The 23,716-nt window shown below is 76.1% G+C and carries 25 protein-coding genes and 1 pseudogene; 13 read left to right on the forward strand and 13 right to left on the reverse strand.

What is annotated here, in order from left to right:
* Positions 1–483 carry a cation:proton antiporter regulatory subunit gene (locus ACI79R_RS07010; RefSeq protein WP_456572872.1) on the reverse strand — a complete coding sequence of 161 codons (483 nt, stop codon included), beginning with the start codon at positions 481–483 and terminating at the stop codon, positions 1–3.
* 79 nt (positions 484–562) lie between these two features.
* Between ACI79R_RS07010 and ACI79R_RS07015 the strand changes: the two genes are divergently transcribed.
* Positions 563–1,402 (forward strand): hypothetical protein, encoded by an 840-nt coding sequence (locus ACI79R_RS07015; protein ID WP_456572873.1) that lies wholly within the window; start codon positions 563–565, stop codon positions 1,400–1,402.
* 6 nt (positions 1,403–1,408) lie between these two features.
* Here the strand turns inward: ACI79R_RS07015 and ACI79R_RS07020 are convergent, their stop codons facing one another.
* The 3 genes from ACI79R_RS07020 to ACI79R_RS07030 form a co-directional block, all read right to left on the reverse strand.
* Positions 1,409–2,806 carry an MFS transporter gene (locus ACI79R_RS07020; protein WP_456572874.1) on the reverse strand — a complete coding sequence of 466 codons (1,398 nt, stop codon included), beginning with the start codon at positions 2,804–2,806 and terminating at the stop codon, positions 1,409–1,411.
* Positions 2,803–3,975, reverse strand: coding sequence for a 4-hydroxybenzoate 3-monooxygenase (locus tag ACI79R_RS07025; RefSeq protein ID WP_456572875.1), 1,173 nt, complete (start codon positions 3,973–3,975; stop codon positions 2,803–2,805). The genes ACI79R_RS07020 and ACI79R_RS07025 overlap by 4 nt, the downstream gene beginning before the upstream one ends.
* A gap of 62 nt (positions 3,976–4,037) precedes the next feature.
* Positions 4,038–4,811, reverse strand: a complete 774-nt coding sequence (locus ACI79R_RS07030; protein ID WP_456572876.1) for an IclR family transcriptional regulator — start codon at positions 4,809–4,811, stop codon at positions 4,038–4,040.
* Between the two features lie 68 nt (positions 4,812–4,879).
* Between ACI79R_RS07030 and pcaH the strand changes: the two genes are divergently transcribed.
* The 6 genes from pcaH to ACI79R_RS07060 all read left to right on the forward strand — a co-directional run bounded on the left by pcaH (position 4,880) and on the right by ACI79R_RS07060 (position 10,361).
* Positions 4,880–5,626, forward strand: coding sequence for a protocatechuate 3,4-dioxygenase subunit beta (pcaH, locus tag ACI79R_RS07035; RefSeq protein ID WP_456572877.1), 747 nt, complete (start codon positions 4,880–4,882; stop codon positions 5,624–5,626).
* Positions 5,626–6,294 (forward strand): protocatechuate 3,4-dioxygenase subunit alpha, encoded by a 669-nt coding sequence (pcaG, locus tag ACI79R_RS07040; protein WP_456572878.1) that lies wholly within the window; start codon positions 5,626–5,628, stop codon positions 6,292–6,294. Before pcaH ends, pcaG begins: the two co-directional genes overlap by 1 nt.
* A gap of 22 nt (positions 6,295–6,316) precedes the next feature.
* Positions 6,317–7,645, forward strand: coding sequence for a 3-carboxy-cis,cis-muconate cycloisomerase (gene pcaB, locus ACI79R_RS07045; RefSeq protein WP_456572879.1), 1,329 nt, complete (start codon positions 6,317–6,319; stop codon positions 7,643–7,645).
* Positions 7,642–8,415, forward strand: coding sequence for a 3-oxoadipate enol-lactonase (gene pcaD / locus ACI79R_RS07050; RefSeq protein ID WP_456572880.1), 774 nt, complete (start codon positions 7,642–7,644; stop codon positions 8,413–8,415). Before pcaB ends, pcaD begins: the two co-directional genes overlap by 4 nt.
* Positions 8,412–8,822 (forward strand): 4-carboxymuconolactone decarboxylase, encoded by a 411-nt coding sequence (gene pcaC, locus ACI79R_RS07055; RefSeq protein WP_456572881.1) that lies wholly within the window; start codon positions 8,412–8,414, stop codon positions 8,820–8,822. Before pcaD ends, pcaC begins: the two co-directional genes overlap by 4 nt.
* Positions 8,823–8,900: 78 nt before the next feature.
* A complete protein-coding gene (locus ACI79R_RS07060; RefSeq protein ID WP_456572882.1) occupies positions 8,901–10,361 on the forward strand; it encodes a benzaldehyde dehydrogenase in 1,461 nt (486 codons plus the stop codon).
* Here ACI79R_RS07060 and ACI79R_RS07065 read toward each other — a convergent pair.
* The 9 genes from ACI79R_RS07065 to ACI79R_RS07105 all read right to left on the reverse strand — a co-directional run bounded on the left by ACI79R_RS07065 (position 10,349) and on the right by ACI79R_RS07105 (position 17,843).
* Positions 10,349–11,572, reverse strand: a complete 1,224-nt coding sequence (locus ACI79R_RS07065) for an MFS transporter (protein ID WP_456572883.1) — start codon at positions 11,570–11,572, stop codon at positions 10,349–10,351. The two genes, ACI79R_RS07060 and ACI79R_RS07065, sit on opposite strands and share 13 nt — an antisense overlap.
* A gap of 32 nt (positions 11,573–11,604) precedes the next feature.
* Positions 11,605–12,168 (reverse strand): hypothetical protein, encoded by a 564-nt coding sequence (locus tag ACI79R_RS07070; protein WP_456572884.1) that lies wholly within the window; start codon positions 12,166–12,168, stop codon positions 11,605–11,607.
* Positions 12,165–13,007: a 5-oxoprolinase subunit C family protein gene (locus ACI79R_RS07075; RefSeq protein ID WP_456572885.1), complete on the reverse strand. Its 843-nt coding sequence runs from the start codon at positions 13,005–13,007 to the stop codon at positions 12,165–12,167. Before ACI79R_RS07075 ends, ACI79R_RS07070 begins: the two co-directional genes overlap by 4 nt.
* Positions 13,007–13,624, reverse strand: a complete 618-nt coding sequence (locus ACI79R_RS07080) for a 5-oxoprolinase subunit B family protein (protein WP_456572886.1) — start codon at positions 13,622–13,624, stop codon at positions 13,007–13,009. Before ACI79R_RS07080 ends, ACI79R_RS07075 begins: the two co-directional genes overlap by 1 nt.
* Positions 13,624–14,376 carry a LamB/YcsF family protein gene (locus ACI79R_RS07085; RefSeq protein ID WP_456572887.1) on the reverse strand — a complete coding sequence of 251 codons (753 nt, stop codon included), beginning with the start codon at positions 14,374–14,376 and terminating at the stop codon, positions 13,624–13,626. The genes ACI79R_RS07080 and ACI79R_RS07085 overlap by 1 nt, the downstream gene beginning before the upstream one ends.
* A gap of 20 nt (positions 14,377–14,396) precedes the next feature.
* Positions 14,397–15,653 carry an NRAMP family divalent metal transporter gene (locus ACI79R_RS07090; protein WP_456572888.1) on the reverse strand — a complete coding sequence of 419 codons (1,257 nt, stop codon included), beginning with the start codon at positions 15,651–15,653 and terminating at the stop codon, positions 14,397–14,399.
* Between the two features lie 117 nt (positions 15,654–15,770).
* Entirely contained in the window at positions 15,771–16,346 is a 576-nt protein-coding gene (locus ACI79R_RS07095) for a hypothetical protein (RefSeq protein WP_456572889.1), read from the reverse strand.
* Positions 16,347–16,377: 31 nt separating this feature from the next.
* Entirely contained in the window at positions 16,378–16,920 is a 543-nt protein-coding gene (locus ACI79R_RS07100; RefSeq protein ID WP_456572890.1) for a dihydrofolate reductase family protein, read from the reverse strand.
* Positions 16,917–17,843 carry a helix-turn-helix domain-containing protein gene (locus ACI79R_RS07105; protein ID WP_456572891.1) on the reverse strand — a complete coding sequence of 309 codons (927 nt, stop codon included), beginning with the start codon at positions 17,841–17,843 and terminating at the stop codon, positions 16,917–16,919. Before ACI79R_RS07105 ends, ACI79R_RS07100 begins: the two co-directional genes overlap by 4 nt.
* 131 nt (positions 17,844–17,974) lie before the next feature.
* Between ACI79R_RS07105 and ACI79R_RS07110 the strand changes: the two genes are divergently transcribed.
* From ACI79R_RS07110 to ACI79R_RS07135, 6 genes and pseudogenes are all read left to right on the forward strand, one after another.
* The gene (locus ACI79R_RS07110) at positions 17,975–19,519 is read left to right on the forward strand and encodes a DUF222 domain-containing protein (RefSeq protein WP_456572892.1); all 1,545 of its coding nucleotides are present in this window, start codon (positions 17,975–17,977) and stop codon (positions 19,517–19,519) included.
* 210 nt (positions 19,520–19,729) lie between these two features.
* Positions 19,730–20,500, forward strand: coding sequence for a putative hydro-lyase (locus tag ACI79R_RS07115; RefSeq protein WP_456572893.1), 771 nt, complete (start codon positions 19,730–19,732; stop codon positions 20,498–20,500).
* Positions 20,501–20,615: 115 nt separating this feature from the next.
* Positions 20,616–21,704, forward strand: a complete 1,089-nt coding sequence (locus ACI79R_RS07120; protein ID WP_456572894.1) for a Rieske 2Fe-2S domain-containing protein — start codon at positions 20,616–20,618, stop codon at positions 21,702–21,704.
* Positions 21,701–21,979: a hypothetical protein gene (locus ACI79R_RS07125; RefSeq protein ID WP_456572895.1), complete on the forward strand. Its 279-nt coding sequence runs from the start codon at positions 21,701–21,703 to the stop codon at positions 21,977–21,979. The genes ACI79R_RS07120 and ACI79R_RS07125 overlap by 4 nt, the downstream gene beginning before the upstream one ends.
* A 26-nt stretch (positions 21,980–22,005) precedes the next feature.
* A pseudogene (locus tag ACI79R_RS07130) lies at positions 22,006–22,965 on the forward strand (PDR/VanB family oxidoreductase); the annotation flags it as partial.
* 26 nt (positions 22,966–22,991) lie between these two features.
* On the forward strand, positions 22,992–23,714 hold the full coding sequence (locus tag ACI79R_RS07135) for an IclR family transcriptional regulator (RefSeq protein ID WP_456573041.1): 723 nt from the start codon (positions 22,992–22,994) through the stop codon (positions 23,712–23,714).
* Positions 23,715–23,716 lie beyond the last annotated feature (2 nt).

Raw genomic sequence — 23,716 nt, forward strand, 5'->3', positions numbered from 1 at the left:
TCACGGCGCGGCGAGCAGCTGCCGCACCCGGGCCACGCCGTCCGCGGTGCCGACGACGATCAGCCGGTCGTCGGCCTGGAAGCGGAAGTCCGGCGTCGGGGAGGCGATCGCCACCCCGGCCCGCAGCACCGCCACGACCGACGCGCCGGTGCGGGTGCGCAGCGCCGTGTCGCCGAGGGTGGCGCCCACGTACGGGGAGCCGGGGACGATCGGCACTCCCTCGGTGGCCAGCCCCGAGACCTGCTCGCGCAGCCGCGACAGCCGCTCGGTGATGCGCGGGGCGCCGAGGAGCTCGGCGACCGCGTCGGCCTCCTCGGCGGTGAGCGCGATGCTGGCGGCGGTGGCGTCGGGGTCGACCTCGTCGTAGAGGACGACGTGCCGCGCGCCGCCGGCCATCGACACCACGCCGATCCGGCGGCCGCTGGCCGTGACCAGGTCGTGCCGCAGCCCGATCCCCGGCAGCCGGGTCTCCTCGACCTCCACCCGCACCTCCTCGTCCGGCGTCGCCAGCCTAGGGCGGGGGGCGTGGCCGGACCCCCCGGGGACGGGGGACCATGGCCGGGTGCCGTTCGACGTCGACTGGATGGGGCTGCTCACCCGCACGGTGCTGCGCGAGCGCACGCCCGCGCTGATCGCCGAGGCCTGCGCCTGGTGCGTCGGGCTGTCCGACCGGCCGCACCACCTGCGCCGGCGCGGCCGGCTGGTGGAGACCGGCGGCACGATGGGCGACCGCGCCACCTCGGGGCAGCCGCTGAGCGGCGAGGAGGACGGCCGGCTGGACCTCGGCGACGCCCGGCCCGGCAGCTTCGCCGACGCGCTGAACGCCGTGGGCCCGGACGGGGTGGTCTACGCCGACCGCTTCGACCGCGAGGTGATCGACCCGTTCGTCCTCGACACCTGCGTGCGCGCCGCGGCCCGCGCCCGCGACACCCGCCCCCGCGCCTGGGCCGACCTCCTCGACGACCTCGGGGAGGACGGCTCGGACCTCGCCGGGGTGGTGCGCGCGGGGGAGTGGGACGTGCCGCTGCGCCTGGAGGCCGAGCACCTGGTGCTCGCCGCGCTGGCCGACGTCCCGCTGCTGGAGGTGGAGGCCGAGGGGCTCCCGCTGTCGCTGGTGCGGGCCGCGGAGGCGGCGACCCGCGCGGCGGCGGCACCCGAGGAGCCGGCCGACGAGCTCCCGGCCGCCGACCCCGGGCTGGCCGGCGCGCTGTTCCTCGCCCGCGACGCCCTCGACCGTTCGGACCTCCCGCTGCCGGTGCCGCCCGACCGCGCCGACGACCTGCTGGTGCTCCTGGTCGAGCAGGGCCTGGAGCCCGACGAGGTGCCCGCGGTCGTGGCCCACCTGCCGGTGGAGCCGGCGACCGTCGACGCGGTCAGCGCGCTGGCCGCCGGCGGTGGGTGAGCCCGCTCAGGCCGCGGCGCGGCGCGGCGGCAGCACGCGGGTGAGCACGGCGGTGAGCACGCAGATGCCGCAGGCCAGCAGCGCCACCGCGGTGTAGCCGCCGGGGCCGGGCGCGGCGCTGCCGTCGGGGGTCGCGGCCTCCAGCAGGGTGGCGGTGGCGGCGCTGCCGGTGGCGAAGCCGACGTAGCGCAGCACCTGGTTGAGGCTCATCGCGCTGCCGGTCTCGGCCGGCGGCACCGCGGCGACGACCAGGGCCGGCAGCGCGGCGAAGCAGCCGCCCACGCCCAGCCCGGCGACCGCCATCACCCCGCAGAGCAGCCACAGGCTGCCGGGGGTCAGCGCGAACAGGCCGGCCGCGACGCCCAGCACCAGCGCGCCGGCCGGTAGGACGGCGGCCGGGCCGGCGCGGTCGGCCAGCAGCCGGGCCAGCCGGCCGGCGAGCACGCTGGCCGCGGAGAACGGCAGCAGCACCAGCCCGGCGACGACCACCGACGCGCCGAACCCGTAGCCGGCGGCCGGCTCGGTCTGGGCGGCGAGCGTCACCGAGGAGAGCAGCAGGTAGTTCGCCAGCCCGACCAGCAGCGCGGCCAGGTGCGCCGTGGCCGCCGTCCGCCCGCGGGCCAGGCGCAGGTCGACCAGCGGCGCGGCCGCCCGCAGCGACCACGCGACCCAGCCGGCCAGCGTGACGAGGCTGAGTGCGCCGAGGCCGAGCACGGCGGGCGACCGCCAGCCGAGCGTCTCGCCCTCGCCGAGGGCCAGCAGGGCCGCGCCCAGGCCGGTGCCCAGCAGCAGGGCGCCGGGCAGGTCGAGGGGGCGGGCCGGCCGGTCGGGGGACGGCGGCAGGGCGAGCGCGCCGGTCAGGAGGGCCAGCGCGCTGACCCCGGCGCCGAACCAGAACGCGGCGTGCACCCCGCCGAGGTCGGCGAGCAGGCCGGCCACGGGATAGCCCAGGCCGACGCCGGCGACCACGGTGATCGACAGCGCGGCGACCGTCGAGCGCGACCGCGCTCCGGCCAGCGCGTCGCGGGCGGTGGCGATGGCCAGCGGGGTCAGGCCCAGGCCGAAGCCCTGCAGCGCCCGCCCGGTCAGCAGGGCGGGGAAGCCGAGCGGCAGCGCGGCCAGGACGCTGCCGGCGACCACCAGGCCGAGCGCGCCGAGCATGACCGCCCGCCGGCGCGGGCCGTCGCCGAGCCGGCCGGCCACCGGGGTGGAGACCGCACCGACGACCAGCGTGATGGTCAGCGACCACTGCGCGTCGGCGAGGGGGACGTCGTGCGCGGCGGCGATCGCCGGCACCAGCGGCGCCCCCAGGCTGGAGATGACCGCCACGACGGTGCCGGTGAAGACCAGCACCGCCGGCAGCGCCCGGCGCGAGGTGTCCTGCGCGGCGGCCGGGCCGCTCACTCGATCGGCAGGCCGGTGTAGTTCTCCGCGAGCTCCCGCGCCGCCGCCTCGGAGGAGCAGACCCGCTGCAGCTGCGACAGCTGCAGCTGGGCGTCGAAGTCGTCGCCGGAGGTGTGCAGCATCGAGGTCATGTACCAGGAGAAGTGCGTGCACCGCCACACGCGGCGCAGGGCGGTGTCGGAGTAGGCGTCGACCAGGTCGCTCCGCCCCTCCTGCAGCAGCCGCACGAGCGCGGTGGCCAGCAGGGTCACGTCGGCGACGGCGAGGTTGAGGCCCTTGGCGCCGGTCGGCGGCACGATGTGCGCGGCGTCGCCGGCGAGGAACAGCCGGCCGCGGCGCATGGGCGCGCTGACGAACGAGCGCATCGGCAGCACCGACTTCTCGGTGATGGTGCCGGTGTTGATCTCCCAGCCCTCGAGCGCGAAGCGCTTGGCGAGGTTGTCCCAGATCCGGTCGTCGGACCAGTCGTCGATCTTCTCGTCGGGCGCGACCTGCAGGTACAGCCGGGAGACCTTCGGCGAGCGCATCGAGTAGAGCGCGAAGCCCTCCGGGTGCCAGGCGTAGATGAGCTCGTCGGTGGCCGGCGCGGCGTCGGCCAGGATGCCCAGCCACGCGTAGGGGTAGGTGCGCTCCCAGATCCGCTGGCCGGCGGCGCCCTGGGCGACCACCGGGCGGGAGACGCCGTAGGAGCCGTCGGTGCCGGCGACGACGTCGCACTCCAGCACCTGCGGGGTGCCGTCGGCGTCGGTGAACAGGATCCGCGGGGAGTCGGTGTCGACGTCCTCGACCCGGACGTCGGAGACCTCGAAGTGCAGCGGCGGGCCGCCGGCCAGCTGCTCCTTGATGAGGTCCTTGGTGACCTCGGTCTGGCCGTAGACCCACACCGTGCGCCCGCACAGCTCGGGGAAGTCCAGCTTGTGCCGGGTGCCCGGGTACTGCAGGTAGATGCCGCTGTGCTCCAGGCCTTCGCGGTGCAGCCGGTCGCCCACGCCGGCCGCGGTCAGCGTGTCGACCGTGTGCTGCTCGAGGATGCCGGCACGGATCCGGGCCTCGACGTAGTCCCGGGACCGGTTCTCCAGGACGACGGAGTCGATGCCCTGGAGGGTCAGCAACCGGGACAGGAGCAGGCCGGCCGGACCGGCACCGATGATCCCCACCTGAGTACGCACGGCCCGAGTGTGACCACGGACATGGCCCGGGGGACAGCCCGGGCTCCCGTCCAGTGGAAGCGTCAGGTGTCGTAGGCCCGGACGCGGGCCAGCTGGCGGCCGATGCCGCGGGCGGCGACCTCCAGCACCGGGGCCAGCCGCGTGACGTCGCGCCGCGAGCTCGGGACCACGATCCCGAGGGCCGCGACCACCCCGCCGCCGGGGCCCTCGACCCGCACCGGGACGGCGACCGAGTGCGTGCCCAGCGACATCTCCTCGGCGGTCCGGGCGTAGCCCCGCCGGCGCACCTCGGCCAGCTCCCGGCGCAGCCGGCCGGGCTCGACGACGGTGTGCCGGGTCTCCCGGGTCGGCGTCCGCAGCACCGACTCCACGATCTCGTCGGGCGCGGCGGCCAGCAGCACCTTGCCCACGCCGGTGGCGTGCAGCGGCAGCCGGCTGCCCACCTTGCTCACCACCGGCACCGACTCCCGGCCGGAGATCCGCTCGACGTACAGCGCGGTGCGCCCCTCGCGGACGGCGAGGTGCACGGTGTCGCGGGTCGCGGTGTGCACGTCGAGGAGGAAGGGGGCGGCCACGTGCCGCAGCTCCAGCTGAACCGGGGCCAGCAGGCCGAGGTCCCACAGCTTGCGGCCGATCTCGTAGCGGCCGTCGGCACGGCGGGCGAGGGCGCCCCACTCGGTGAGCTCGGCGACCAGCCGGTGCGTGGTCGACAGCGGGGTGTCCGACCGGGCGGCGATCTCGGTGAGGGTCAGCCGGGGCGCCGCAGGGCCGAACGCGTCGAGCACCGCCAGGGCGCGCGAGGTCACCGAGCGGCCCGTCGTCCCGCCTCCGGCCACGGCTCCTCCTTCCGTCCAGTGGGAGCCCGCGCTTGGGCAGCGTAGACGCCCGGCCGTACGGTCGCGGCATGACCGGCACCACATCCGACCGCGGGCTCCTGCTTCCGCGGTACCTGCGCGAGGAGGCGTCCGTCCGGACGCCGGTCGGCTATCCCGACTACAAGAGCACCGGCCTGCGCGCCCCCCTGCGCACCCCGGTCGACCTGCCGCACCGGCTCACCGAGGTCACCGGCCCGGTGCTCGGCGAGGACCGCGTGCAGGCCTCGGACGCCGACCTCACCTGGCGCAACGGCGGCGAGGCGCAGGGGCAGCGGATCATCGTCTACGGGCGCGTCCTCGACAGCGACGGCCGTCCGGTGCCCGACGCCCTGGTCGAGGTGTGGCAGGCCAACGCGGCCGGCCGCTACCGGCACGTCGTCGACAACTGGCCCGCGCCGCTGGACCCGCACTTCGACGGGCTCGGCCGGGTGGTCACCGACAGCCTGGGCCGCTACGAGTTCCTGACGATCCGGCCCGGCGCCTACCCGTGGGGCAACCACCACAACGCGTGGCGGCCGGCGCACATCCACTTCAGCCTGTTCGGCCGGGCCTTCACCCAGCGCCTGGTCACCCAGATGTACTTCCCGGGCGACCCGCTGTTCGGCCAGGACCCGATCTACAACGCGATCCCCGACGCCGCGCGGCACCGGGCGGTCAGCCGGTTCTCCCTCGAGCGCACCCAGGACAACTGGGCGCTGGCCTTCGAGTGGGACATCGTGCTGCGCGGGAGCGAGCAGACCCCGTTCGAGACCGAGGACGACGGAGACGTGGCGTGATGGCAGCCGGACCGATTCCCGATCCCCTGGACGTCCCGCCGGACCCGGCGGAGCCCTTCCAGCCCCGCTCCGGGCAGCGCGGCTCCGGCTGGCTGACCGGCCCGCTGCGGCTGGGCACCACCCCGAGCGCGACGGTCGGCCCGTACCTGGCCATCGGCCTGACCTGGGCCGACGGCGTGTGGGCCGCGGCCGAGGGCACCGAGGGCGGCATCTGGATCCGCGGCCGGGTGGTCGACGGTGCCGGGCAGGTCGTGCCCGACGCGATGATCGAGACCTGGCAGGCCGACCCCGACGGGCGCTTCCCGTCACCGGAGGACCCGCGCGGCGCGTCGTCCTACCCCGGCTTCCGCGGCTACGCCCGCGCCCAGACGATCCACCCCCCGGGCGAGTTCGGGATCTTCACGCTCAAGCCGGGCCGGGTACCCGACGGGGAGGGCGGGCTCCAGGCGCCGCACATCGACGTCTCGGTCTTCGCCCGCGGCCTGCTCGACCGCGTGGTCACCCGGATCTACTTCGCCGACGAGGCCGAGGCCAACGCCGAGGACGTCGTCCTGCGCACGGTGCCGGAGGACCGGCGGAGCACGCTGGTCGCGGAGCGGACCGAGGACGGCTACCGCTTCGACATCCACCTGCAGGGCGAGCGCGAGACGGTGTTCTTCGCCGTATGACCGGCTGCGGTAGGACTGCGGCGTGACCGGACTGTTCGACGCGACCTTCGCCCGCGGCGGCGCGGCGGCCGCCGTCTCCGACGACGCCTGGTTCCGCGCGCTGCTGGCCGTCGAGGCCGCGCTGGCCCGCGCCGCGGCCCGGGCCGGGCTGGTGCCGGCCACGGCGGCCGACGCGGTGACCGCGGCCTGCGCCGACCCCGCCGGGCTCGACCTCGCCACGGTCGTGGCGAGGTCGGCCGACGCGGGCAATCCGGTGCCGCCGCTGGTGCGCGCGCTGCAGGACGCGGTGGGCGAGCGCGACGCGGTGGCCGTGCACGTGGGCGGCACCAGCCAGGACGTGCTCGACACCGCGCTGGTGCTGCTCGCCCGCGACGCGGTCCGGGCGATCGACGCCGACCTCGCGGCCGCGGCGGAGGCGGCGGCGGAGCTGGCCCGGGCACACCGGGACGACGTCGTCATGGGCCGCACGCTCATGCAGCAGGCGCTGCCGACGACGTTCGGGCTCAAGGCGGCCGGCTGGCTGGCCGGCCTGGACGGCGCCCGGCTGCGGCTGGCCGAGGTCGTGGCCTCCCTGCCGGTGCAGTACGGCGGCGCGGTGGGCACGCTGGCGGCCTCCTCCGGCGCGGGGGTCGCGGTGCGCAGCGGGCTGGCCGAGGAGCTCGGGCTGGCCGACACCGCCGTGCCGTGGCACACCGTGCGGCTGCCGGTCGCCGACCTGGCCGGGGCGCTGGGCGCGGCGGCGGGCGTGGTGGCCACCGTCGCCGTCGACGTCGTCCTGCTGGCGCAGAGCGAGGTGGCCGAGGCCGCCGAGTCCGGCGCCGGCCGCGGGGGCTCGTCGGCGATGCCGCACAAGCGCAACCCGGTGGCCGCCATCTCCGCCCGGGCCTGCGCGCGGCGCGCTCCCGGCCTGGTCGCGACGCTGCTGGGCGCCATGGAGCAGGAGCACGAGCGCGCCGCGGGGGCCTGGCACAGCGAGTGGCCCACGCTGACCGGCCTGCTGGCGACGGTCGGCTCCGCGGCGGCCTGGCTGACCGAGAGCCTGACCGGGCTGCGGCCCGACGTCGAGCGGATGGCGGCGACCGCGGCCGCGGCGGCCGAGGGCCCGCTGGCCGGGGCGCTCGCCGACGCGCTGACGCCGTCCCTGGGCCGCGGCGCCGCGCACGACGCCGCCGCCGCGGCCACCCGCGAGGCCCGGGAGTCCGGCCGGCCGCTGGCCGAGGTGGTCGCCGCCCGCACCGACGTGGACGTCGCCGCGGTGCTCGCGGCCGCCGCGCCGGACGTGGGGGAGGCGGGGGCGCAGGTGGACGCGGCCCTGGCCGAGCACGAGCAGCTGGTGGAGGGGGCGCGGTGAGCGCGGTCGAGGTCAGCTACACCGACGACGGGCCGCGGGACGCGCCGGTCGTCGTCCTGTCCAACTCCCTGGGCTCCACCCGGGCGATGTGGGATCCGCAGGTGCCCGCGCTGGCCGAGCGGTACCGGGTGCTCACCTACGACATCCGCGGGCACGGGGAGTCCCCGGCGCCGGCGGGGCCGTACTCGCTCGACGACCTGGTCGACGACGTGCTGGCCCTGCTCGACCGGCTCGGCGTGGCGAAGGCGCACGTCGCGGGGGTGTCCCTGGGTGGGATGACCGCGCTGCGGATGGCCGCCCGCGAACCCGACCGCGTGGACCGGATCGCGGCGATGTTCACCTCGGCCAAGGTCGATCCGCAGGGCTTCCTGGACCGTGCCCGCGCGGTGCGGGAGCACGGCACCGCCCCGATCGCGCCGGCCGTCGTCAGCCGCTGGCTGACCCCCGCCCACGCCGCGCAGCACCCCGACCTCGTGACCCGCCTGGAGGCGATGATCGAGACGGCCGACGACGAGGGCTACGCCGCGTGCTGCGAGGTGGTCGCCGGGCTCGACCTGCGCGAGGACCTCGCCCGGATCACCGCCCCGACGCTCGTCGTCTCCGGCGCCGAGGACCTCGCGCTGCCGCCGGCGCACCAGCAGGCGATCGCCGACGGCATCGCCGGCGCGCAGTTCCTCTCGGTGAGCCCCGGCGCCCACCTGGCCAATCTCGAGCAGCCGCTGCAGGTCACCGGGGCACTGCTCGCCCACTTCGACGGAGGTCCGCGATGAGCGAGCCCGAGATGCCCGCCACCGACGCGGCCCGCCGCGAGGCGGGGATGCGCACCCGCCGCGAGGTCCTCGGCGACGAGTGGGTCGACCGCGCGGTCGCCGGCACCACGCCCTTCACCGCCGACTTCCAAGACTTCATCACCCGGGTCGCCTGGGGCGACCTGTGGCAGCGGCCCGGCCTGCCGCGCCGCGAGCGCAGCATCGCCACCCTGTCGATCACCATCGCGCTGCGGCACTGGGACGAGTTCGCGCTGCACGTGCGCGCGGCGGTGAACAACGGGCTGTCCGACGCCGACATCGCCGAGGTGATCCAGCACGCGGCGGTCTACGCCGGGGTGCCGGCGGCCAACCACGCGTTCAAGGTGGCCCGGCCGATCCTGGAGGAGCTGCGCAACGCTCAGGCCTGAGCCCCCCGCACGCCGCCGTCCGTCTCCGGCGGGCAGACTCGGAACTCCGAGGCAACGACCCAGGAGGGGACGACGAACATGGCACTGCTGGACGACGGCGCCTGGCACGGCAAGATCTGGACGGGCTCCTGGACCGACGGGTCCGGCGGCACCTACGACGCGGTGGAGCCGGCGACCGGCGACGTCATCGCCCCGGTGGGCAAGGCGACGCCGGAGGACGTGACCGCCGCCGCCGAGCGGGCGGTGGCCGCGCAGCGGGCGTGGGCCGCGGCTCCGTTCGAGGAGCGGGCGCGGGTGCTGCGCAAGGCCGGCGAGGTGATGGAGGCGCACACCGACGAGATCAAGGGCTGGCTGGCCCGGGAGTCCGGCGCGATCCAGCCGTTCGGCGACTTCCAGGTGCACACCTCGGCCGCCGAGTGCTACGAGGCCTCCGCGCTGCCCAGCCACCCGTACGGCGAGCTGCTGCGCACCGGCACCCCGCGGCTGTCCTTCGCCCGCCGGCTGCCGGCGGGCGTGGTCGGCGTCATCGCGCCGTTCAACGTGCCGACCATCCTGGCCATCCGTGCGGTCGCCCCGGCGCTCGCGCTGGGCAACGCGGTGATCCTCAAGCCCGACCCGCGCACCGCCATCTCCGGCGGCGCGATGTTCGCCCGGGTCTTCGAGGAGGCCGGGCTGCCCGCCGGCGTGCTGCAGGTGCTGCCCGGCGGTGCCGACGTGGGCGAGGCGCTGGTGACCGCGCCCCCGGTGCGGGTCATCGCCTTCACCGGCTCCACCCGGGCCGGACGGGCGGTCGGCGCGCTGGCCGGCCAGCACCTCAAGCGGGCGCACCTGGAGCTGGGCGGCAACTCGGCGCTCATCGTGCTCCCGGACGTCGACGTGACCGCCGCGGCCAGCGTCGGCGCGTGGGGCACCTTCGCCCACCAGGGCCAGATCTGCATGGCCACCTCCCGGCACCTGGTGCACGAGTCGATCGCCGAGGAGTACACCCAGGTGCTCACCGAGAAGGTGGCCAAGCTGCCGGTCGGCGACCCGTTCCGCGAGCAGGTGGCGATGGGCCCGCTGATCGACGCCGGCCAGCGCGACCGGGTGCACGGGCTGGTCACCGCCTCGGTCGAGCGCGGCGCCACCGTCCGCACCGGCGCGGAGTTCGAGGGGCTGTTCTACCGGCCGACCGTGCTGGGCGACGTCGCCATCGACCACCCCGCCTACCAGGAGGAGATCTTCGGCCCGGTCGCCCCGGTCACCCCGTTCTCCTCCCTCGACGAGGTCGCCGAGCTGGCCGCCGGCACCGAGTACGGTCTGTCGCTGGGCATCCTGACCCGCGACGTCTACGCCGGCCTGCAGCTGGCCGAGCGGATCCCGTCGGGGCTGGTGCACATCAACGACCAGACGGTCAACGACGAGGCGGTGGCGCCCTTCGGCGGCGTCGGCGCCTCGGGCACCGGCTCCCGCCACGGCGGGCCGCAGGCCAACATCGAGGCCTTCACCGAGACCCAGTGGGTCACGCTGCGCGGGGACCTGCCGGCCTACCCCTTCTGAGGCGCGTCCTCGGTGACCAGGCGCGGTCGGGCGGCCAGCAGCCCGACCGCGACCTGGGCCAGCAGCAGCACCAGCAGCAGGACCAGCCCGGTCGCCCAGCCGCCGGTGGCCTCGTGCAGCAGACCGATGCTGAGCGGGCCACCGGCGGCCAGCAGGTAGCCGGCGCTCTGCGCCGCGGCCGACAGCCGCCCGGTCTGGGCGACGTCGCGGGTGCGCACCAGCACCAGCGTCATCGCCAGCGGGAAGCACGCCCCGGTGCCGATGCCGTAGAGCAGCGCCCACAGCACCGGTGCGGCATCCGGGGCCAGCAGCAGGCCGGCCAGCGCCACGACGGTGGGCACCGACGCGCCGACCACCCACGCGGCCTGGCTGCGGCTGCGCGCGGCCAGCGGCGGGACGACGAGCGACAGCGGCGCACCCATGGCGGCGGCCACGGCCAGCAGCCCGCCCGCCGCGACGGGGGTGACGCCCGCCTCGTCCTCGAGCACCTCGGGCAGCCAGGTGAGCATCGCGTAGAAGGCCAGTGACTGGAGCCCGAAGTAGCCGGTCACCGCCAGCGCCACCGGATCGCGGAGGATCCGCGCGCCCGGCGGGCCGGCCGGGCCGTCGCCGGCGGGCGGGCGGCGCAGCGCCAGCGGGAGCAGGGCAGCCGCGGCGGCGAGGGTGGGCACCAGCCACAGGGTCAGCCCGCGCACGGCGCCGCCGGTGGCGTCGGCCAGGGGCTGGGCCAGGCCCGCGCCGAGGCTCGCCGAGAACGCCACCGCGCCGGTGGTCACGCCGACCACCGCGGCGCTGCGGCGGCCGTACTCCGCGCGGGCCACGGCCGGGAGCAGCACGTTGGCCACGGCGATGCCGCCGGTGAGCAGCACCGTGCCGGCGAACAGCCCCGGCACCCCGGCCAGCCGCACCGCGACCCCCACGACCACGACGGCGACGCCGGCCAGCAGCGCCCGCTGCAGCCCGATGCGCGCGGCCATCACGGGCGCGAGCGGGGCCAGCAGGCCCAGGCAGACCAGTGGCAGCGAGGTCAGGACGGCGAGGGTGGTGGTCGACACCGACAGTTCCTCGCCCAGCTCGCCGAGGACGGGACCGACGCCGGCGAACGGGCCGCGCAGGCACAGCGCCACGAGGACGAGGGCGATCGCCGGGGCGAGCGCGAGCAGGCCGCGGGTGGCCCGGCGGGGCGGGGCCTCGGGATGCGGAACGGGCACGGGACCGATCCTGCTCCCGCCGGTGCCGGCCACTACCAGGCGGGGCGGCGGGAGGCCGCCCGGTCGAGCGGGACCGGACCGACGAGGGCGCCCGAGGGGTCCAGCGCCACGACCCGGGGTGGCCGGGGATCGGCCCAGACGAGGACGGCGTTGCCGTGCGGGGCGACGGGGACCAGCCGGTTCCCGGCCCGCAGGGCGGCGACCTCGCGGGCCACGCGCAGCTCCGCCCAGGAGATCCAGTTCCGCCGCCACCGGCGCAGCCCGCGGCCGGCCGTCCGTGCGGTGCCGCCGTGACCGGAGCTCGCCGCCGGGCCGGGCAGCTCCGCCACCGACGGGCGGGGGCCGGTCACCTCGTCCGCCGGGCCGCCGCCCCCGCCGCCCAGCAGGCGCCAGCCCGCCGCGGTCAGCTCCAGGGTGTGCACCTCCAGCTGCGGCACGCCGCTGACGCCCCGGCGCAGGAACATCGTCGCGGCGACGTCGTCGTCCCGGTCCACGGCCAGGGGCACCACGCGGACGCGGCGGCTCAGCCGCGCCTCGGCGGGCAGGGGCGCGCCCGCGAGCAGCGCCACGCTCGCGGCGAGGGCGTCGTAGCTCACGCCGGGGCCGCGCGGAACCGCACCGCCTGCCCGGGGCGCAGCTGCCCGCAGCGGTCGAGGTCGGCGGCGGCGACGTAGCCGATGACCGGATAGCCGCCGGTGACCGGGGCGTCGGCGAGGAACAGCACCGGGGTGCCCGACGGCGGCACCTGTAGCGCGCCGGCGACCATGCCCTCGCTGGGCAGCTCGCCCTGCCGGGTGCGCTCGAGGGGCGGCCCGGCCAGGCGCAGGCCGATCCGGTTGCTCTCCGCGGTCACCTCGTAGGGCCGCGTGGTGAGGGCGGTCCAGGCGTCGTCGCCGAACCAGTCGCGGCGCGGGCCGGGCAGCACGCGCACGGCCACCTCGCCGGCGGGCGGATCGGGCACCGGGGCGAGGTCGACGCCGGGCCACGCGCCGGCGGTCTCGCCGATCGGCAGCACGTCGCCGGCCTGCACCACCGGCGGGCCGAGGCCGGACAGCAGGTCGGTGGCTCGGGCGCCGAGCACGGGCTCGACGGCGATGCCGCCGCGTACGGCGAGGTAGGTGCGCAGGCCGGCGTCGGGGGCACCGAGCCGCACCTCGGCGCCGCGCCGCAGGATGGCGGGGGCGCCGTGCGCCGGGCTGCCGGGACACCGCGCGCCGGTGGTGACGACGGTGAGGTCGGCCTCGGCGCGGACGTGCAGCCCGCCGGCGGTCACCTCGAGGACGGCGGCACCGGGGTCGTTGCCCAGCAGCCGGTTGGCCAGCGTGGCCGCGCCGCGGTCGCAGGCGCCGGAGCGGCCGATGCCGAGGCCGGCCTGGCCGGGGCGGCCGAGGTCCTGGACGGTGGTCAGGGGCCCGGGGGCCAGCACGGTGAGCATCACGCCGTCCCGGCGTCGGTGAAGCGCACCCGGACCCCCGGGCGCAGCAGCGCGGCCGGGTCCCGGCCGAGGTCGAAGACGGCGACGTCGGTGGAGCCGAGCAGCTGCCAGCCGCCCGGGGACTCGCGCGGGTAGACGCCGGTGAACCCGCCGGCCAGGGCGACCGCGCCCGCGGGCACGTGGGTGCGCGGGGTGTCGTGCCGGGGCAGGTCCCAGCCGCCGCCGGCCGGGGTGCAGTACCCGAAGCCGGGGGAGAAGCCGCAGAAGGCGACCGTCCACTCCTCGGCGGTGTGCCGGCGGACCACCTCGGCCGGATCGGTGCGCAGGTGCCGGGCGACGGCGTCGAGGTCGTCGCCGTCGTAGCGGACCGGGATCTCCACGGTCTCGCCGCTCGTGCCCGCGCCGGGCCGGATCGGCAGCTCCCGGACGGCCGCGGCGACCGTGCCGACGTCGGTGACCGCGGGATCGACGACCAGCAGCACCGTGCGGGCGGCCGGGACGACGTCGAGCACGCCGTCCGGCGGCTGCTCGCGCAGCGTGCCGGCGAGGCCGAGGACCTGGGCCAGGTCGTCGACCTCCACGAGGAGCGCGGTGTCGCCGCAGGGCAGGAGGCGCATCAGGCGGCGAACGGGGTCAGCTCGACGCCGGCCGCGGTCAGCTCGTCGCGGACGCGCCGGGCGATGGCGACCGCGCCGGGGGTGTCGCCGTGCACGCAGATCGACCGCGGCGCGAGCGTCAGCTCCCCGCCGTCGACGTCGGTCACCGGCTCGCCGGTGGCCATGGCCAGGCAGCGCCGGGCGATCTCGTCGGGGTCGTGCAGGACGGCGCCGGGGCGCCGGCGGGAGACCAGCGTGCCCTGCGGGGTGTAGGCGCGGTCGGCGAAGGCCTCGGCGACGGTGGGCAGGCCGGCGGCCTCCGCGAGCCGCAGGAACGCCGAGCCGGGCAGGCCGAGCACCGGCAGCGTGCGGTCGTAGTCGACGACGGCCTGGACCACGGCGGCGGCCTGCTCCTCGTGCTCGACGATGGTGTTGTAGAGGGCGCCGTGCGGCTTGAGGTAGCGGACCCGGGCGCCGGCCACGCGGGCGAATGCCTCGAGCGCGCCGAGCTGGTACAGCACGTCCTGGGTGAGCGCGGCGGGTTCCACGTCGACGAACCGGCGGCCGAAGCCGGCGAGGTCGCGGTAGGCCACCTGGGCGCCGATGGCCACGCCGCGCGCGGCGGCCTGCTCGCAGACCCGGCGCAGGATCACCGGGTCACCGGCGTGGAAGCCGCAGGCGACGTTGGCGCTGGTGACGATGTCGAGCAGCGCCTCGTCGTCCCCGAGCACCCACTGGCCGAAGCCCTCGCCGAGGTCGGAGTTGAGGTCCATGGTCCCCATCCTGGCCCGCCTCAGGAGAACAGCTCGATGACCGGGCGGATGGAGGTCACCGCGAGGTAGAGGGTCAGCAGCCACGCCAGCCAGCCCACCACCAGCAGCCAGCGGGGATAGCGGTAGCCGGCCATGAGGTCGGCCCGCCGGGTGGCCACGTACAGCAGGACGCCGATGCCGACCGGCAGCAGGACGCCGTTGAAGGCGCCGGCGAAGACCAGCAGCGTGGTGGGCGCGGCGCCGGCGGTGACGAACACCAGCGTGCTGGCCGCGATGAAGGCGACGACCAGGAGCGTGCGGGTGCGGTCGCTGGTGCGGGTCCGGGACGTGATGAACGAGACCGACGTGTAGGAGGCGCCGATGACGCTGGTGATCGACGCGGCCCAGAGGATGATCCCGAAGACCCGCAGCCCGATCTCGCCGGCGGCGACGGAGAAGGCCGTGGCGGCCTGGTTCTCCTCGCCGAGGTCCGCGCCACCGGCCACGACGCCGAGGATGGCGAGGAACAGCAGCACCCGCATGATCCCGGTGACCACGATGCCGGTGACCGAGCCGCGGGTGATGTCGCGGACGTGCTCCGGGCCGGTCACCCCGGAGTCGAGCAGCCGGTGGGCGCCGGCGTAGACGATGTAGCCGCCGATCGTCCCGCCGACCAGGGTCGTGATGGCGAGGACGTCGATCTGCTCGGGCAGCACCACGTTGCGCAGCGCGGTGCCCACCGGCGGGCCGGACGTGACCGCGATGAAGGCGGTCAGCGCGATCATCAGCAGGCCGAGGACGACGACGATGCGGTCGACGGCGACGCCCGCCCGCTTGCTCAGGAAGACGCCGATCGCGATCACCGCGGACAGCGCACCGCCGATCCTGGGCTCCAGGCCCAGCAGGGCGTCGAGGCCGAGCCCGGCGCCGCTGACGTTGCCGACGTTGAAGACCAGCCCGCCGACGACGAGCAGGACGGCGAGCACCCAGCCCAGGCCGGGGAGGACCAGGTTGCCGAGCTCCTGGGCGCGCCGGCCGGTGACCCCGACGACCCGCCACACGTTCAGCTGCAGCGCGATGTCCACGAGGATCGAGACGACGATCGCGAAGGCGAACGCCGCGCCGAGCTGGACGGTGAAGGTCGTCGTCTGGGTGATGAACCCCGGCCCGATGGCCGAGGTGGCCATGAGGAACATCGCGCCGAGGATGGTCGAGCGGGTGCTCGCGGCCATCCGGCCCGGGGCGGGGGAGGCGGTGCCCGGGGGCGGCCCGGGACGGTCGGCCGGGGGGTGCGACATCGGCGCTCCTGCGGGGTGCGGACCGTGCTGTCGTGGGGCGCCCGGCGGACGTCGGCGGGGCGGGGGATGACCTGCGCCCGACGCTAGGGCCGGGCCGGGCCTGCGGCAAACGCGAGGTCAGGCCCGCCGGTTCCGCTGGGGGTCGCTCCGCCGGGGCGCCTGCCGGCCGCGCCGGCCCTCCCGTGGCTCGCTCCGCGACCGGTGCCGGCCGGCCGGACCGGCCGGCCAGGTCACCACGTGCTCGGTGCCGGGCTCCAGTGCCGCCCAGTGCTCGGTCGCCGCCCGGAGCACCTCGGCGGCGGCGTCCAGACGGCTCCGGTCGACGCCGGCGTCGGCCAGTTGCCGGGGCAGGACCTCGGCGCCCTCGGCCAGCCGGTGCACCACGTCGGCCAGCGCCTCGGCCCGCCCGATCGCGGCGGCGCGCTCCCGCTTCAGCGCGGCGGAGCGGTCGGCGGCGTGCGGGGGCCGGCGGCCGGAGACGTGCCGCATGCTGCCCCACACCACGCCGTCGGCCACGCTGCCCCAGATGCCGTCGGGGATGCCGAGCTCGGCCTCGACCAGCGCGTGCACCAGGTCGTGCGGCAGGTCCGCGCCGCCCCCGGCGCCACGCATCGCGAACACCACGCCGTCGTCCCGCTCGACGAGGGTCTCCACCGGCCGCCGGTCGGCCATCCGCCGGAACGTCAGTCGCACCCGGGCAGCATCACCGGGTGCGACCTCCCCGTCACGCCGTTTTGTCCTTCACGACGTCGTAGCGGACGCAGACGAACTCGCCGTTGACCGCCCACTCGGTGCGGGCCAGCTCGACGTGCCGGGGGAGCAGCGGCTGGCCGCGGCCGAGCGTCACCGGGGCGATGGAGACGACCACCTCGTCGAGGAGGCCGGCGTCGGCGAACTGCCCGGCGAGGTCGCCGCCACCGACGATCCAGACGTCGCGATCACCCGCGGCGGCGACCATCTCGGCGTGCACCGCGGCGACGTCGCCCTGCGCGAACCGCACGTCGGCGCCGGCCGGCGCGCTGAGGTCGCGGTGGGTGAACACCCAGGTTGGGGCGCTGTAGGGCCACTCCGGGGTGTCGTCGTGCTGCTGGACCCAGACGTAGGTGCTCGCCCCCATGACCAGCGCGCCGATGCGCTTCTCGAAGTCCTGGTAGCCCATGGCGCCGTCGGGGTCGTTCTGCCGGGTGAGCAGCCAGTCGAGGGAGTGGTCCTCGGTGGCGATGAAGCCGTCGAGGGTGGTGGCGGTGTAGTAGACGGTGCGGGTCATCGGTTCCTCCTGGTCAGCCATTCGATGGGGTCCCCGTTGTCGACGGTCAGCCCCGCGTCGCGGAGCAGGGAGCGCACCAGCAGCCGCCGGTGCGCGGAGAAGGTCAGGACGTGGGCGACGACGCTGCCCAGCACGAAGCTCTCCGGCGGCTCGCACAGGGCGTCGACCAGCCGGTCGCCCCAGGCGCCGCGGCGGGCCATGTCGCGCACGGCGGTCAGCCAGCGCGCGGCCGCCTCGTCGTGCCGGTCGAGCAGCGTCGCCGGGTCGTCTGCGCCGCGATCGGGGTGGTCACGGCCCTCGATCGAGGCCACCCACACCTCCTTGGTCCACACCAGCGCGTCGAGGACCCGCGCGATCGACTCCTCCGGCCCGTCCCACGGCAGGACGATGGCTCCGGGCAGCCGGCGCGCCCGGTAGGCCTCGTCGTCCAGCTGCTTGGCCGTCTCGATCAGGGCGCGGGTGTCCTCGACGTCGTGGTGCAGGAGCAGGGCGGTGACCTCGTCGGCGGCGCCGCGGTTCTCCTCGGCGACCCACAGCGACATGGGCGGGTGGAAGTGGATGCCGTTGGGGGAGGGCAGCCAGTGCGCGTCCCGGCCGTCGGTGGGCGCGGTCGTGCCCGGGCTGTGGCCGTACGCGCGGGCGTAGGCGCGGGCGAAGCCCTCGACGGAGTCGTAGCCGGCGCCGAAGGCGGCCTCGGTGACCGAGGTGCCGTGCCGCAGCTGCCAGGCGGCACGCTCGAGCATCACCCGGCGGCGCAGGGCGACCGGTGGCTCGCCCGCGCCGCGGGCGATCTGCCGGCTGAAGTGCCAGGGGGAGGAGTAGGCGTCGCCGGCCATGTCGGCGAGGGTGGGGTTGTCCTCGTCGAGGACGGCGTCGAGCAGCTCGCGCAGGCGGTCGCGTCCGGGAGGCGGGGCGTCGGTCACGGGATCGAGTCTGTCGGTCGGGACGACCTTCCGGCCCGACCGTTCTTGCTCACCTGTGGACGGAGACGTCCACCGGATCGGGCCTGTGGACAGGCGGTTTCCTGTCGTTCCCGTCGGGCATCATCGAACGCATGTTCGAAGGCTTCGGGGTCGGGTTGACCGTGGCGCAGGTGCTGCCTGCCGCTACGCGGCGGCCGCTGCTGGCCGGGCAGCGGCCGGCGCGGTTGTCCGACGTGCTGCCGCCGGAGACGCGTACCGATGCCGAGCTGGCCGTGGAGCTGGAGCGGGTGCAGCAGCTGCGGTCGCGGTTGGCCGGTTACGAGGTGGGGCTGGTGGCGGAACTGGCTGCCCGCCGGCCCGTCACCGACGACCCGGCCCCGAACAGCCCCGGTGCGGCGTCTCCGGGCTGGGCCGCGGATCCGCTGCCCAGTGAGGTGAGCGAGTTCTTCCTTGACGAGCTGGCGTTGGTGCTGCGCTGTCATCGGGCGACCGCGACCGGGTTGCTGGGGTTGTCGCTGGACCTGGCGCACCGGCTGACCGCCACCTGGGCTGCGCTGGCCGACGGGGAACTGGACTGGCCGCGCGCCCGGGTGATCGCCCAGGAGCTGGGTGTGGAGAAGGCCGGGCAGACCGCTCCGGATGTCGTGCGGGCGGTGGAGGCGCTGGTGCTGCCGCAGGCGATGCAGTTGTCGGTCAGCGGGGTGCGGGCGGCGGTCCAGCGCGAGCTCCAGCGGCTGGACCAGGAGGCTGCCGACCGGCGGCGGGAGCAGGCGAAGAAGCTCACGAACGTGGGTCACCGGGCTCTGGGTGACGGGATGGCGCGGCTGGAGGTCACCGGTACCGCCGAGCAGATCACCGCCATGCACGCCACCGCCGACCAGCTGGTCCGCGCCGCCAAGGCCGACGGGGACGACCGACCCATCGGCGTGCTGCGCGTGGAGGCCCTGCACGCCCTGATCACCCGGCCCTGGGACGACACCCGAGCGCCGGTCACCGCGCACATCACCGTGCTCGCCCCCCTGCCCGCACTGCAGGCCGAGGGCGGTGGCGCGGTCGGTGCGGTCGACGGCCAGCCCATCACCGCCGCCCACCTGCGCCAGGTCCTCGAGCAGCTCGACGCCCTGTGCCCCGGCGGGCTGCAGGCGCCCGAGGGCGGCAGCCTGGACATCGGCCTGGTCGACCCCGGCACCGGCGAACTGCGCGCCACCCTGACCCGCGCCGAGCTCGACCGCCTGGCCCGCCGCGGCTGCGCTCAGCATCCCGACGGTCACTGCGGCTGCCCGGTCCTGGACAGACCCGAGCCGGTCGACCGCTACCGGCCATCGATCCCCACCGACCGGTTCGTGCGCACCCGCGACCAGCACTGCCGCATGCCCGGCTGCCACCACCGGGCCGGCTGGGCCGACCTGGACCACGTCATCCCCCACGCGCACGGCGGCGCCACCGCCTGCGACAACCTCTGCTGCCTCTGCCGGCGGCACCACCGGCTCAAGACCCACGCCCGCGGCTGGCGCTTCACCATGAGCCCCGACGGAGAGCTCACCGTCACCACACCGAGCGGGGTCACCCGGGTGACCCGGCCACCCGGGCCCGACTGGTACCCCGGCCCCGCACCACCCGGCTTCCCCGGCGCTGCACCCCAGCCGATCGCCGCCGCCGAGCCACCGCCGTTCTGACCGCACCGCCGCACGGACGCCGGTGGCCCCTCCTGGGGATGGGAGGGGCCACCGGTCCCGGCCCACGGCTGCCCGGAGGTCGACATGTCCGCAAGCCGACGAATCGAGGTGTCGAGGTGTCGAGGAGGCGAGGAGGGCAGGTGTCGCCGGGTCGAGGCGGCAGTGTCGCCCAGGGCTGGCGGCAGCCGTGGCCCGGCGCGAGCATGGGGCATGCCGTCTCCCGCCGAGCACCGGCAGCAGTACCGGGCGGGCCTGGCCGTGCCCACGTCCGGAGCGGCGCCGGGCTTCACGCAGGCGAACCTGGTGGTGCTCCCGCAGGACTGGGCCTACGACATGCTCCTGTTCGCCCAGCGCAATCCGCGGCCGGTGCCCCTGCTGGAGGTCACGGACCCCGGCGCCACGGGCACGGTGCTCGCCGCGGGCGCCGACCTGCGCACGGATCTCCCGAGATACCGGGTGTGGCGGCACGGCGAGCTGGTCGACGAGCCGACCGACGTCACCGGCCTGTGGTCGGACGACCTCGTCGCCTTCCTCGTCGGCTGCAGCTTCAGCTTCGAGACCGCACTGCTCGAGGCCGGCGTCCCGGTGCGCAACATCGAGCAGGGGCGCAACGTGTCGATGTACCGCACCAGCACCGACTGCCGCCCCGCAGGCCGGCTGTCCGGTCCGCTGGTCGTGTCGATGCGGCCGGTGCCGGCCGGCCTCGTCGCCACCGCTGTCCAGGTCACCGCCCGCATGCCGCAGGTGCACGGCGCCCCGGTGCACGTCGGCGCCCCGGACGCGCTGGGCATCGCCGACCTCGGATCGCCCGACTACGGCGACCCCGTCGAGGCGGAGGAGGGGGACGTCCCCGTCTTCTGGGCCTGCGGCGTCACCCCGCAGGCGGCGCTGCTCGCGTCCCGGCCGCCGCTGGCCATCACGCACGCGCCCGGGTACATGTTCGTCACCGACGTCCCCGACGAGAGGTACAGGAACCCGTGAGGACGGCGGTCCGCGCGACATCGCCTTCCGCGTGGCGGAAGTCCGGTCGAGCGGGCCTGGTGACGGCGCTCACCCTGGTTGCACCAGCCCGCACCCCCCGAGGAGAGGCAGTCGCATGACGTCGATCGTCCGCAACCAGTGGTACGTGGCCGCCTACGGCCGCGAGATCGGCCGGGACGTCACCGGTGGCGAGCTGTTCAGCCGCACGATCTGCGGGGAGTCGATCCTCTTCTGGCGCACCGAGACCGGCCAGGTCACCGCCATGAGCGACCGCTGCGTGCACCGCCGGTTCCCGCTCAGCGAGGCCCCGAGCCACCTCAACGGCGACACCGTCGTCTGCGGCTACCACGGCTTCACCTACGGCGCCGACGGCGTCTGCGTCGCCGTCCCCGGGCAGACCCGCGTTCCGCGCACCGCCCGGCTGAAGACCTACCCCGTGGTCGAGCAGGACTCCTTCATCTGGGTCTTCATCGGCGACCCGGACAAGGCCGACACGACCCGCATCCCGCGCGCCCCCTGGCTGGACATGGAGGGCTGGACGACGGTCTCCGGCATGGAGCCGCTGGCCGCGCGGGCCAGCCTGCTGATCGACAACCTCATGGACCTCTCCCACGAGACGTACCTGCACGGCGGCTACATCGGGACGCCGGAGGTCGCCTCCACCCCGATCACCACCGAGGTCGACGAGGAGGCCGGCATCGTCTACGTCAGCCGGCACATGGCCGACGCCGAGTGCCCGCCGTTCTACTCCAAGAGCACCGGCATCCAGGGCCGGATCACCCGCTGGCAGGACATCGAGTTCACCCCGCCCTGCCTCTACAAGCTGCACAGCCGGATCGCGCCGGTCGGCGTCCTCCCGAACGACGACGGCACCGACCCCGACGCCTTCCACGTCGAGGTCGTCTACGCGATCACCCCGGAGACGGAGAACTCCACCCACGACTTCTGGGCCGTCGCCCGCGACTTCGCCCTCGACGACGAGTCGGTGTCGGCCTTCCTCGCCGAGAACAACCGGACGGTCGTCCTGCAGGACGTGAAGGCCCTCGACGTCCTCGAGCAGGTCATCGCCGGCGAGCCCGACGGGTACCAGGAGCTGTCGATCAACATCGACACCGGCGGCCTGGCCGCGCGCCGGCTGATCGCCAAGCTCGCCGCGGAGGCCGCCGGCGAGACGGCGGCGGCCCCCGCGGCCGCGACCCGGTGAGCGGCACCGTCCCGACCCTGGGCACGCTGCCCGGCGACGCCGTGCTGCGGGTCGAGTGGCTGCCCGGCTCCGACCGGCTGCGCGGCCGCTGCCACTGCGGCGCCACGGCCGAGGCGGAGGACCCGGTGGAGATGTGGGAGTGGCTGCTGGCCCACCCCGACCACCCCGCGGGTGGTCCCGGCGGCCCGCCCCCGCCCGCCGTCCTGCCGCCGCCACCTGCCCACGTCATCACCGATCCGGCCCTGGTCCGCGGGCGCACGCCCGTCCTGGTCTGAGCCGGCCCGAGGAGATCCCGTTGTCCACCACCGCTCCCGACGAGGCCGACCTGCAGCTGCGGATCGCCGCGCGCAGCACCGGCGCCGAGGGCGTCGCCGTCCTCGACCTGCGCGACCCGGACGGCGCCGAGCTGCCCGCCTGGGCCCCCGGCGCACACGTCGACCTCGTGCTCCCCGGCGGCCTGACCCGCCAGTACTCGCTGTGCGGCGACCCCGCCGACCGGTCGGTCTGGCGGATCGCGGTGCTGCGCGAGCCGGCGAGCCGCGGCGGATCGGTGCACGTGCACGAGAAGCTGCTCGAGGGCGAGACGGTGTCCGTCCGCGGTCCGCGCAACCACTTCCCGCTCGAGCCCGCCCCGCGGTACCTGTTCATCGCCGGCGGCATCGGCATCACGCCGATCCTGCCGATGCTGCGCGCGGCGGAGGCGGCCGGCGCTGAGTGGGAGCTGCACTACGGCGGGCGCAGCCGCCGCTCGATGGCCTTCCTCGAGGCGCTCGAGGACGCCACCGGCACCCGGGTGACGCTGCACCCGCAGGACGAGGTCGGCCTGATCGACCTGCCCCGCCTGCTCGGCACCCCGCGGCCGGACACCCTGGTGTACTGCTGCGGCCCCGAGCCGCTGCTGGCCGCCGTCGAGGAGCGCTGCGCCGGCTGGCCGGAGGGCGCGCTGCACGTCGAGCGGTTCAGCCCCAAGGAGGTCGGCGAGCCGGTCCGCACCGACTCCTTCGAGGTGGAGCTGGCCACCAGCGGGCTGGTGCTCACCGTGCCGCCGGGGAAGTCTGTCCTCGAGGTGGTCGAGGAGGCCGGCGTGAGCGTGCTCTCGTCGTGCCAGGAAGGGACGTGCGGCACGTGCGAGACGGCGGTGCTGGAGGGCGAGGTCGACCACCGCGACTCGCTGCTGACGCCGGCGGAGCAGGCCGCCAACGACACGATGTTCATCTGCGTGTCGCGCGCCGCGTCCCCGAGGCTGGTCCTGGAGCTCTGAGCCCCGGGAGGACGGCGGGCGGCAAGCTGCTCGCCGTCCTCGACGCCTTCACCCGCGAGCGGCCGGCGCTCACCCTGTCCGAGATCGCCCGCGCGACCGGGCTGGCGCTGTCGACGACCCACCGGCTGGTCGCCGAGCTGCGGGACTGGGGCGGCCTGGAGCGCGATCCCGACGGCCGGTTCCGCATCGGGCTGCGGCTGTGGGAGCTCGGCGCGCTCGCCCCCCGGGGGCTGGGCCTGCGGGAGGCCGCGCTGCCGTTCATGGAGGACCTCTACGAGGTCACCCACGAGAACGTGCAGCTCGCGGTCCGGGACGACACCGACGTGGTCTTCGTCGAGCGGTTCGCCGGCCGTGACGCCGTGGCCGTCTACACCCAGGTCGGTGGCCGCTTCGCGCTCGCGCCGACCGGCGTGGGCCTGGTGCTGCTCGCGTACGCCCCGCTCGACGTGCAGGAACGCGTGCTGGCCACCCCCGGCCGCCGGTACACCTCGCACACCATCACCGACCCGCGCCAGCTGCGCCGGGTGCTGGCCGAGGTGCGCCGCACCGGGGTGGCGATCAGCGACCGGCAGGTCACCGAGGACGCCGTCTCCGTCGCGGCACCGGTCATGGCGGGGGAGACGGTGGTCGCCGCGCTCTCGGTCGTCGTCCGCGGCGACGGGCCGGCCGCCGTCCGCAGCCTCACCCCGGGCGTCCGGGCCGCCGCCCGGGGGATCTCCCGCACGCTGACCCGGCCGTCCGGCGGCTGAGT

Source organism: Blastococcus sp. SYSU D00820 (genome assembly GCF_054050695.1).

Bases quoted from the DNA above. Each gene is read 5' to 3' on its own strand.
- pcaH (WP_456572877.1), top strand. From the start codon at position 4,880: ATGACCGGCACCACATCCGACCGCGGGCTCCTGCTTCCGCGGTACCTG.
- pcaG (WP_456572878.1), top strand. From the start codon at position 5,626: ATGGCAGCCGGACCGATTCCCGATCCCCTGGACGTCCCGCCGGACCCG.
- pcaC (WP_456572881.1), top strand. From the start codon at position 8,412: ATGAGCGAGCCCGAGATGCCCGCCACCGACGCGGCCCGCCGCGAGGCG.
- ACI79R_RS07060 (WP_456572882.1), top strand. From the start codon at position 8,901: ATGGCACTGCTGGACGACGGCGCCTGGCACGGCAAGATCTGGACGGGC.
- ACI79R_RS07075 (WP_456572885.1), bottom strand. From the start codon at position 13,007: ATGCTCACCGTGCTGGCCCCCGGGCCCCTGACCACCGTCCAGGACCTC.
- ACI79R_RS07080 (WP_456572886.1), bottom strand. From the start codon at position 13,624: ATGCGCCTCCTGCCCTGCGGCGACACCGCGCTCCTCGTGGAGGTCGAC.
- ACI79R_RS07085 (WP_456572887.1), bottom strand. From the start codon at position 14,376: ATGGACCTCAACTCCGACCTCGGCGAGGGCTTCGGCCAGTGGGTGCTC.
- ACI79R_RS07090 (WP_456572888.1), bottom strand. From the start codon at position 15,653: ATGTCGCACCCCCCGGCCGACCGTCCCGGGCCGCCCCCGGGCACCGCC.
- ACI79R_RS07100 (WP_456572890.1), bottom strand. From the start codon at position 16,920: ATGACCCGCACCGTCTACTACACCGCCACCACCCTCGACGGCTTCATC.
- ACI79R_RS07110 (WP_456572892.1), top strand. From the start codon at position 17,975: ATGTTCGAAGGCTTCGGGGTCGGGTTGACCGTGGCGCAGGTGCTGCCT.
- ACI79R_RS07115 (WP_456572893.1), top strand. From the start codon at position 19,730: ATGCCGTCTCCCGCCGAGCACCGGCAGCAGTACCGGGCGGGCCTGGCC.
- ACI79R_RS07120 (WP_456572894.1), top strand. From the start codon at position 20,616: ATGACGTCGATCGTCCGCAACCAGTGGTACGTGGCCGCCTACGGCCGC.